Origin of the sequence: Microbacterium sp. (genome assembly GCF_041909575.1) — a bacterium.
Classification (GTDB): Bacteria; Actinomycetota; Actinomycetes; order Actinomycetales; family Microbacteriaceae; genus Microbacterium.
Window position 1 is genome coordinate 2,810 of the sequence record NZ_JAYRDE010000105.1, and the last position, 7,695, is coordinate 10,504.

General features: G+C 69.4%; 8 protein-coding genes and 1 tRNA gene. 8 read left to right on the top strand and 1 reads right to left on the bottom strand.

Annotated elements, in window-relative coordinates:
• The first annotated feature begins 256 nt into the window (after positions 1–256).
• A complete protein-coding gene (locus tag ACE3O1_RS12695; protein WP_374315591.1) occupies positions 257–895 on the top strand; it encodes a GntR family transcriptional regulator in 639 nt (212 codons plus the stop codon).
• Positions 896–935: 40 nt separating this feature from the next.
• Positions 936–1,427 carry a GNAT family N-acetyltransferase gene (locus ACE3O1_RS12700; RefSeq protein WP_374315593.1) on the top strand — a complete coding sequence of 164 codons (492 nt, stop codon included), beginning with the start codon at positions 936–938 and terminating at the stop codon, positions 1,425–1,427.
• 58 nt (positions 1,428–1,485) lie between these two features.
• On the opposite strand, the gene ACE3O1_RS12705 is transcribed toward ACE3O1_RS12700, so the two are convergent.
• Positions 1,486–1,569: transfer RNA gene (locus tag ACE3O1_RS12705), tRNA-Leu, on the bottom strand.
• Positions 1,570–1,827: 258 nt separating this feature from the next.
• Here ACE3O1_RS12705 and ACE3O1_RS12710 point away from each other — a divergent pair.
• From ACE3O1_RS12710 to ACE3O1_RS12735, 6 genes are all read left to right on the top strand, one after another.
• Positions 1,828–2,574, top strand: coding sequence for an FhaA domain-containing protein (locus tag ACE3O1_RS12710; RefSeq protein WP_374315595.1), 747 nt, complete (start codon positions 1,828–1,830; stop codon positions 2,572–2,574).
• A complete protein-coding gene (locus ACE3O1_RS12715; protein WP_374315597.1) occupies positions 2,571–3,107 on the top strand; it encodes an FHA domain-containing protein in 537 nt (178 codons plus the stop codon). Before ACE3O1_RS12710 ends, ACE3O1_RS12715 begins: the two co-directional genes overlap by 4 nt.
• An 18-nt stretch (positions 3,108–3,125) precedes the next feature.
• On the top strand, positions 3,126–4,364 hold the full coding sequence (locus tag ACE3O1_RS12720; RefSeq protein WP_374315599.1) for a PP2C family serine/threonine-protein phosphatase: 1,239 nt from the start codon (positions 3,126–3,128) through the stop codon (positions 4,362–4,364).
• Entirely contained in the window at positions 4,361–5,761 is a 1,401-nt protein-coding gene (locus ACE3O1_RS12725; protein WP_374315601.1) for an FtsW/RodA/SpoVE family cell cycle protein, read from the top strand. Before ACE3O1_RS12720 ends, ACE3O1_RS12725 begins: the two co-directional genes overlap by 4 nt.
• A 1-nt stretch (position 5,762) precedes the next feature.
• Entirely contained in the window at positions 5,763–7,226 is a 1,464-nt protein-coding gene (locus ACE3O1_RS12730; RefSeq protein WP_374315603.1) for a peptidoglycan D,D-transpeptidase FtsI family protein, read from the top strand.
• Positions 7,223–7,695 (top strand): serine/threonine-protein kinase (locus ACE3O1_RS12735; RefSeq protein WP_374315605.1); only part of this gene is annotated, 473 nt, incomplete at its 3' end. The genes ACE3O1_RS12730 and ACE3O1_RS12735, both read left to right, overlap by 4 nt.

The window sequence follows — 7,695 nt, forward strand, 5'->3', positions numbered from 1 at the left end:
AGAGCGGTCGGATGCCGCGCCCCGCGCCCATCGGACGCCCGGGCTGAGCGATGCTCGAAGCCCGGGCGTCGACGGATCCCCCCGGATAGGCCACGCCTCAGCGTGACACGGTCATGCTACCGATATATCAGCGCGACGGCGAGGCCGACGTTCCGCGGGTGATGAGCCGACGTGAGCGCTAACCGGACACACTTGTCCACAGGTAGATGAGAAACATGCATGCGGCTGAATCGGCCGTCGTACACTTGTCGCACTCATGACGACCCCCCTCGCTCCCCTCGTCCCCAGCGGTGCGGTCCTCGGCGATGAGGTCTACGCCCGACTGGGCGAGGCCATCCTCGACGGCACCCTCGCGCCGGGCGCCCGCCTGCGCGACCACGAGCTCGCCGACTGGCTGGGCGTCTCGCGAACCCCGGTCCGCGAGGCGCTGCAGCGCCTCGAGCGCGTGGGTCTGGTCGAGGTGTCCCCGCATCGCTATACGCGCGTGTCCACCCCGAACGACAAGGCGCAGGCCGACACCCTCGAGTTCGTCGCCTATCTGATGGGCAACGCCGCCCGCATGGCCGTGCGCGAAGCATCCGATGACGTGCTCGCCGATGCGCTGGCGGAGCTCGAGGCGGTCATCGCGGCGTCTCGCATCGACGACTACGCGGAACTCATGCGCACGAGCCACATCTTCTTCGCGAAGCTGACGTGGGCCACCGGCAACGTGGCGATCCTCCGCTTCATGCGGGAAGCCGAGCTGGCGATCCGGCGCAACATCTCGACGTGGCGTCCGATCATCGAGTGCCCGATCGGCCGCACCTCGGCCTACGAGGACTTCCGCGAGGCGATGCGCGCGCGTGACGGCGTACGCGCCGAGGCGCTCCTTCGCGAGCTGCACGGGATCACCTGAGAGCCTGCGCCCGGGCGTCGGCGCTCGCTACCGTGGGCGTGTGAACCACATCGAGCTGCGCGACCTGGACGACGACGACCTCGACGCGATCTTCGAGATGATGCGCGACCCCGAGGGAGTCGCGATGGCCGCGTTCACCGCCGACGACCCGGATAACCGCGGTGCGTTCGAAGCGTGGATCGCGCGGGAGCGCTCATCCGGCGACGTGCTCTATCAGGTGGTGACCGAGAACGGCGGCTTCGCCGGCACCGCCGCCGTCTTCACCGTCGACGGCGACCGCGAGGTCAGCATCTGGATCGCCCGCCACGCCTGGAGCCGCGGCGTGGCCACGGCCGCGCTGCGCCTGCTCGTGTCACGTGAGCCGGTGCGCCCGCTGTTCGCGCGGGCCGCGGCGCACAACGCCGGCTCGATCGCCGTGCTGCAGCATGCCGGGTTCACCGAGGTGTCGCGCAACGTCGCGTACGCGCCCGGGATCGGCCGCGAGACCGAGGAGATCGTGTTCGTGCTGCTCCCCGCCCTCGACGGGGTGTGAGCTCGGAGGAGCACGGAAAAGAAGAAGGCCCCCGATCCGGGGGCCTTCTTCTGCGCTGTGCGCGAGGGGGGAGTTGAACCCCCACGCCCTTTCGGGCACTGGCACCTGAAGCCAGCGCGTCTGCCTATTCCGCCACTCGCGCGAGCCGCGGCATCCGAAGATCCCGCGATACTCAACTTCCCGAGGATATCACGCACGCCACGGGCCGCCGAACTCAGGCGAATCGACGAGATCAGCCCGATTCGCCGCCGATCGGCCTGATCTGGTCGAATCGCCTGATCCGGTCGGCGTTCGGCCGGGCGTCGCGCCCCAACCGGGCCGGTCCCGCCATGCCGTCCACCGGCATTCCAGAGTGTGCAACTAGCATGTACCAACCGGCACCCCCCGTCCGAGGAGCCCCGTGGGACTACTTGACAGCTTCGAGAAAGGTCTCGAGCGCGCTGTGAACAGCGCGTTCGCGAAGACCTTCCGCAGCGGCATCCAACCCGTCGAGATCGCCTCCGCCCTGCGCAGCGAGCTCGACAAGAAGGCTGCCGTGGTGAGCCGTGACCGCATCCTCGCCCCGAACACCTTCGTGGTGCGGCTTTCGGCCGCGGACGACGAGAAGATGAGCGCGATCGGCGACCCCCTGGTGGATGAGCTCGACACCCTCGTCCACAAGCACGCCAAAGCGCAGGGCTACTCGTTCGCCGGACCCGTGACGATCGCGCTGAAGCGCGACGAGCAGGTCGCAACCGGCACCCTGCGGGTGGAGTCGTCGACGGCGCAGGGCGGCCGGGTCTCGTGGCGCGGCGTCGTCGACATCGCGGGGAAGCGGCATCCGCTCGTCAAGGGCCGCACCGTGATCGGGCGCGGCAGCGACGCCGACATCACGATCTCCGACGCGGGCACCAGCCGCAAGCACGTCGAGATCCTGTGGGACGGCGAGCGCGCGATGGTCCGCGACCTGAAGTCGACCAACGGCACGCTCCTCGACGGCCGCAAGGTCACGGAGGCCGCACTGCCGCCCGACTCCACGGTCACGATCGGCCGCACCGACATCGTCTTCCACGTGGTCGCTCAGGCGGCGACGCCGCCGCGCCCGACGATGTCCGCCCAGGACGCCACGCGCGCCTACGACCTGCGGGACGGGGGTCCGCTGGCATGAGCGAACTGACCCTGCTGCTGCTGCGCATCGGCTTCCTGGTGCTCCTGTGGGCGTTCGTGTTCGCCGTCGTCTACTCGCTGCGGGCCGACCTGTTCGGCGTGAAGGTGAGGCGGATGCCGGAGGCCGCACCTGCTGCGGCGGCACCGGCGGCCGCGGCATCCCGCTCCGGCGGCACCGCCCCCGTCGCCCCGGCCTCGGCTCCGGTCAAGGCCGGCCCGAAGGGCGGACCGGCCACCGCGGCTTCGGTGTCGCGCATCGTCATCACGAGCGGACCCAAGGCGGGCATCGAGCTCCCCCTCGGCAATGAGCCGCTCACGATCGGCCGCTCGAGCGAGTCGGCGCTCGTCATCCGCGACGACTACACCTCGAGCCACCACGCGCGCCTCGTGCTGTGGGGCGACCAGTGGATGATCCAGGACCTCGACTCCACCAACGGCACGTGGCACGACGGCGCCCGGGTGACCGCTCCGGCTCCCGTGACGATCGGCGCCCCGATCAAGGTGGGCGCGACGACCTTCGAGCTGCGGAAGTAGCGGGCGGACTCACCTCGTATGGTCTTCCAGGGCTCGAGCGCCGCGATCTCGCACACCGGCAAGGTGCGCTCCAACAACCAGGACTCCGGCTATGCCGGATCGAACCTGTTCGTCGTCGCCGACGGCATGGGCGGCCACGCCGGCGGAGATGTCGCATCGAGCCTGGCGATCGCGCGGCTGCAGACCCTCGACCGTCCGTACGAGTCCACGGCGGCGGCCGAGCGGGAGCTTCGCGATGCGATAGCGGATGCCGCCACCCAGCTGATCGACACCGTCGGCGACCGCCCGGAACTGGCGGGCATGGGCACGACGGTCAGCGCGCTCATCATGGTCGACGACTACGCGGTCATCGCGCACATCGGCGACTCGCGCATCTACCTGTTCCGCGACGGCGCCCTCACCCAGATCACCACGGACCACACGTTCGTGCAGCGCCTCGTCGACTCCGGGCGCATCACCCCCGAAGAGGCCCGCTACCACCCTCGGCGGTCGGTGCTCATGCGCGTGCTCGGCGACATGGATCCCGACCCCGAGCTCGACACCTTCATCATGCCGACGCAGCCGGGCGATCGGTGGCTGCTGTGCTCGGACGGCCTCTCCGGCGTCGTCGACGATGCCCACACGTCCAAGGCGCTGGCGGCGGGACTGGCCCCGGGCCGCACGGCCGACAACCTGCTCAAGCAGGCGCTCGACGGCGGCGCGCCCGACAACGTCACGATCGTCCTCGTCGACGTCGGAGGGCAGCATCCGCTCTTCTCCGGCACGCCCACGGTCGTCGGGTCGGCGTCCAATCCGGTCGGCGTCGACGTTCCGGCGGCCCGCCCCGGACGCACGAGCTGGCTGCACCCGAACCGGCAGGCCGCGAACGAGCCGACGCACTTCGAGCCGGCGGCCGAGTTCCTCGAGGAGCTCATCGAGGAGGACCGCCGCCGGGTGCGCCGCCGCCGCATCGGCTGGATCGTGGGCCTCGTGCTGGTGCTCGCGATCATCGCGGGCGCCCTGTGGGTCGGGTACCAATGGACGCAGACGCGCTACTTCGTCGGCGCCGACGAGGACACGGTCGTCATCTACCAGGGCGTGCAGCAGGGCATCGGCCCGATCGCCCTGTCGACTCCGTACGAGGACACCGGCATCCCCCTCGAGTCGCTCCCGGAGTTCGCCCGCGCGACCGTCGAGGGCACCATCTCGGCAAGCTCCCTCTCAGACGCCCGGCGTATCGTCGCCACCATCTTGGAGACGTCGGGAGGAGACGGATGAGCGGCTCCTCCACGACGGCGACCGAGGCCGTCTCCACCGACACCGCCGTGGTGCGGGCGCTGCGCCGCATCCGGGTCCCGCAGACCCAGCGCAATCGCGAGCTCGCGCTGCTCGTGTTCGCCTTCGCGATGAACGGCTCAGCGGTCGCGCTCGTCCAGCTGGGCGCACTCGGCGCGATCGACTGGACCTTCCTGGTGTACTGCGGCGGTCTGACCGCCCTCGTCGTAGCGCTGCACATCGTGCTGCGCCTGCGGGCGCGGGACGCCGATCCGTTCGTCGTCCCGATCGCGACGCTGCTCACGGGGCTCGGCCTGGCGATGATCTACCGCCTCGACATCGCGCGCGATCGCCACGGGTGGGATGCCTTCTCGACGCGCCAGCTCGCGTGGGCCGCGATCGCGCTCGTCGGTGCGATCGTCGTCGTGCTGCTGCTGCGCAACTACCGCGTGCTGTTCCGCTACACGTACATCTTCGGATTCCTCGGCATCGCGCTGCTGGTCCTGCCGATCGTGCCCGGCCTCGGGACCGACGCCAACGCCGACGTCTGGGTCTCGCTCGGCTTCTTCAGCTTCCAGCCCGGCGAGCTGGCCAAGATCTCGCTCGCGATCTTCTTCGCGGGCTACCTGGTGCGCACGCGGGAGAGCCTGACGTCGGTGGGAACGCGGTTCCTCGGCATCATGTGGCCGCGCGCGAGGGAACTCGGACCGCTCCTCGTGATCTGGCTCATCTCGCTCGGCATCATCGTGCTTCAGCGCGACCTCGGAACCGGCCTCCTCATCTTCGGCATGTTCGTCGCAATGCTCTACGTCGCCACGGGCAAGACGAGCTGGGTGCTCATCGGCGTGACGCTCGCCGCGGCCGGCGCGTTCCTCGCGTCTCAGGTGCTGTCGTACGTCAACGGGCGGTTCACGAACTGGCTGGATGCCTTCAACCCGGCCGTGATCGAAGCGCAGGGCGGCAGCTATCAGCTCGTGCAGGGGATCTTCGGCCTCGCGCAGGGCGGACTGATCGGCACCGGCCTCGGCCAGGGTCGCCCGTACCTGACCCCGGTCGCTGAGAGCGACTACATCCTGCCCGCGCTGGGTGAGGAGCTGGGACTGATCGGCGTCTTCGCCATCCTGTGCCTCTATATGGTCTTCACGAGCCGCGGCATCCGCATCGGCCTCGCCGGCCAGGACGACTTCGGCAAGCTGCTCGCCACCGGCCTGTCATTCACGATCGCCCTGCAGGTCTTCATCATGGTCGGCGGGGTCACCCGCGTGATTCCACTCACCGGACTGACGACGCCCTTCCTCGCCGCCGGCGGCTCATCGCTGGTCGCCAACTGGATCATCGTGGCATTGCTGCTGCGGATCTCGGATGCCGTGCGCAGCCGGCCCCGGGTGGTGATCGGCTGACATGACCAAAGAACTCCGCCGTCTCAGCATCCTGATGCTGATCATGTTCCTCGCGCTGTTCGGCTCGACGAGCTGGATCCAGGTCGTCAACGCGGAGGAGCTCGCGCAGAACCCGCGCAACACGCGCGCGCTCTACGACTCCTTCGAGGTGCAGCGCGGCTCGATCATCGCCAGCGGCACCGCCATCGCGTCCTCTGTCGCATCGAACGACGTGTACAGCTGGCAGCGCGTGTACACCGATCCCGACATGTGGGCCCCGGTGACCGGGTACATCAATCCGGCGCTCGGCCCGGCAGCGGGAACCGGCATCGAGCAGTCGATGAACTCGTACCTCAGCGGCACCGCCGGATCGCAGTTCCTCTCCCGCATCGAGCGCATCTTCACCGGTCAGCCTCCCCGCGGCTCGAACGTCGTGCTGACGCTCGACGCCGACGTGCAGCGCGCCGCCTACGAGGCGCTCGGCGACCTGCAGGGCGGTGTCCTGGCGATCGAGCCGTCCACGGGACGCGTCCTCGCGATGGTGACGAGCCCCAGTTACGACACCAACATCCTGGCCTCGCACAACACCGACGAGGTCAACGCCGCGTACGACGCGCTCGTCGCCGATCCCGCCCAGCCGCTGTCGAACCGCGCGATCGCGGGCGATCTCAACCCCCCGGGCTCGACGTTCAAGCTCGTCGTCGCCTCGGCTGCGCTCGCCTCGGGGGACTACACGCCGGAGTCGACCATCCCGAACCCGGCGCGCTACACCCTGCCCGGGTCGAGCGCCGTGATCTACAACGACACCAGGGGTACCTGCGGCCCCGGGGCGACGGTGACGATCGCCGACGCGCTGCGCCTGAGCTGCAACATCCCGATGGCGCAGCTCGCCGTCGAGCTGGGTGACGACGCGATCCGCGAAGAGGCCGAGAAGTACGGCTTCAACCGGTCGTTCGAGATGCCGCTCGTCTCGACCCCCTCGAGCTACCCGCGCGCGCTCGACGACGCGCAGACCGCGCTCACCGGCTTCGGACAGGGGCAGGTCATCGCGACGCCCCTGCAGATGGCGATGGTCTCGGCAGGAGTCGCGAACGGCGGTGTCGTCATGAGCCCGCGCATGGTGGATCGCGTGATCGGTCCGGATCTGTCGGTCCAGGAGGAGTTCGGGAACGTCGAGTTCGGGCGTGCTCTCGACCAGGAGCTGGCGGAGGAGATGGTCGCGATGATGGTGGCGAATGTCAGTGAGGGCATCGCGACGGGTGCAAGAATAGACGGCGTCGACGTGGCCGGTAAGACCGGTACCGCGGAGAACGGTCCCAATCAGCCGTACACCCTGTGGTTCACCGGGTTCGCGCCCGCGGACAACCCGCAGGTCGCCGTCGCGGTGGTCGTCGAGGACGGCGGCGGGCAGGGGCAGTCGGGCAGCAGCAATGTCATTGCGGCTCCCATCGCAAAGAAGGTCATGGAGGCGGTGCTGGGACGATGAGACCGACGCAGGGTGTGACCTTCGGCGGCCGCTACGAGCTGGACTCGCGGATCGCGATCGGCGGCATGGGCGAGGTGTGGGAGGCGACGGATCACGTCATCGGCCGCACCGTCGCCATCAAGATCCTCAAAGACGAGTACATGGGCGACCCGGGCTTCCTCGAGCGCTTCCGCGCAGAGGCCCGCCACGCGGCGCTCGTGAACCACGAAGGCATCGCGTCGGTCTTCGACTACGGCGAGGAGAACGGCAGCGCGTTCCTCGTCATGGAGCTGGTGCCCGGCGAGGCGCTCTCGACGATCCTCGAGCGCGACGGCGCCCTCTCGACGGACAAGACCCTCGACATCGTCGCCCAGACCTCCGCAGCCCTGCAGGCAGCCCACGCGGCCGGCCTGGTCCACCGCGACATCAAGCCGGGCAACCTGCTGATCACCCCCGACGGTCGGGTGAAGATCACCGACTTCGGGCTCGC